The sequence below is a fragment of the Aeromonas cavernicola genome, from assembly GCF_002795305.1.
Lineage (GTDB): Bacteria > Pseudomonadota > Gammaproteobacteria > Enterobacterales > Aeromonadaceae > Aeromonas > Aeromonas cavernicola.
The window spans coordinates 1-1,743 of record NZ_PGGC01000167.1; the positions used below are offsets into that span (position 1 = coordinate 1).

The window sequence follows — 1,743 nt, forward strand, 5'->3', positions numbered from 1 at the left end:
TGCTGTTGCTTGTTTTTGATTTAAAGCACGTAAATCTGAATTAAGCTCATCCGTTCTTTGGGCTAACAAACCACCAGATTTGGTATACTCTTTCAACCCTTGGTTAAGGGTACTAGCAACGCCATTTTCTCCTCCAAACAACGCAGAGACCTGATCGAAGTTTTTATCAAGAGCTTCATCAAATTTTTCTTCATCAATAGACAATCTACCTTTATTGTCCATCTTAATTCCAATTTCAAATACTGTCGAGTAAGTAGAACTTGACTTACTTGGACTAGTAATAGTGTTGGCCATGAAGTCACTAATTAGACGGGTTGTTGAATCGCCAGCTAAAAGTCCACCATCGTTTTGTCTCGCACCACCAATGATGGTACTGCGCTTCCCTAACTCATCCATTTTATCTTGGAGTGCATTGTAGCCATCGATAAACTGCTTAACCATATCTTTGACTGCAGTTTTATCAGTGGTGACTTCTACTTTATTCGACTTTACATTCCCAGCACTATCCTTGTCCGAAACACGCAACACGGTGAGTTTTAAACCTTGAATTGAATCATCAAATACGTTGGTGTCACTCGTTAGTGTATTTCCATCAACAACTATCTCAGCACTACTCGCACTACGAGTTTTTTGCATGATACTCGATAGCGAACCCAGTTCGGCGTTACTCCCTGTGATCGTTAAATCATTACCATCACCTGACACCCCAGAATCAATAACCAGTTTTGCCTTACCATCAGCAGTATTAACGATGTTTGCAGTGAGTCCAAAATTATCACCATTTTCGTTAATCCGCGTGCGAATAGTTTGTAGCGTATCACCAGCTTTGACATCAACAGTAAATTCTTTGTCACCGGCATTAAATGTCAGCTGGCCATCTTCGGTAACAAGGGGAGTGGTTGAACTATCAAAAACCCCTTCGAAGCGGCTTGTCTCAGCTAGTTTATTAACGGTGATGTCATATTGGCCATTCGCACCATCGCTTTTACTTTCAACCTTCATTACAGGATCATCTTTATCCTGATTAATACTTATCGCACGTTTATTAAATGCACCTGGCTTACTCATGGTATCAAGAATATCAGTAAAAGCCGTGATTGATGATTTAAGCTGACCAATACCTGAAAGTGTTATCTGAGTACTGTTCTGTTTGGCAATAATAGGTTGATAGAGTTGGGCTTTCTTCGCTGCAAGACTTGCAGCAATTACACTTTCGAAATCGATTCCAGAACCAGCACCGGCAGAAGTAATAGCCATATCATGTCTCCTCATTTTTCAATTTATATCTCATGGTTTAGCAATAAACCACGCTTTGGATTAGCGCCAGCATCTCCCTGCCGTAATGCTTGGAATCTTTTATAAATATCAAGCAGTTCTTCACTAGGAATTTGTCGAATCACTGCTCTAGTATCAGCGTCGATCACCCTAATGACCACCTGCCCCAAGCTTTTTTCGATACTAAAACTAACAGTCCAGCCCTGTAACTGGCTAAACTCCTGCAAATTTTGTACCTGTTCTTCAATATCCTTCGTACTTTGCAATGTTTGCAACTGAGGGGCACCATAGATGGCATTTTTAGTTGCCTCGCCCCCCGTTTCTGCTACCACCACCCCAGAAAGTAATTGAGCGGCCGTTTGGCCGCTCTTGTCATTTGATTGTACGGAAGCGCCATTGGCAGATGACAAAATGTTAAGTTCAGTTGTCATCGATTTTCTCCCATTCTAATCAGTCATATCGTGTCAT

General features: G+C 41.3%; 2 protein-coding genes. Both read right to left on the bottom strand.

The window, feature by feature from the left end; all coding sequences use genetic code 11:
• Window positions 1–1,257: flagellar filament capping protein FliD (gene fliD, locus CUC53_RS16020; RefSeq protein ID WP_100295060.1), on the bottom strand; the 1,257-nt coding region annotated here is incomplete at its 3' end.
• A 23-nt stretch (window positions 1,258–1,280) separates the two neighbouring features.
• Window positions 1,281–1,706: a flagellar protein FlaG gene (locus CUC53_RS16025; protein WP_100295061.1), complete on the bottom strand. Its 426-nt coding sequence runs from the start codon at window positions 1,704–1,706 to the stop codon at window positions 1,281–1,283.
• Window positions 1,707–1,743: the final 37 nt, after the last annotated feature.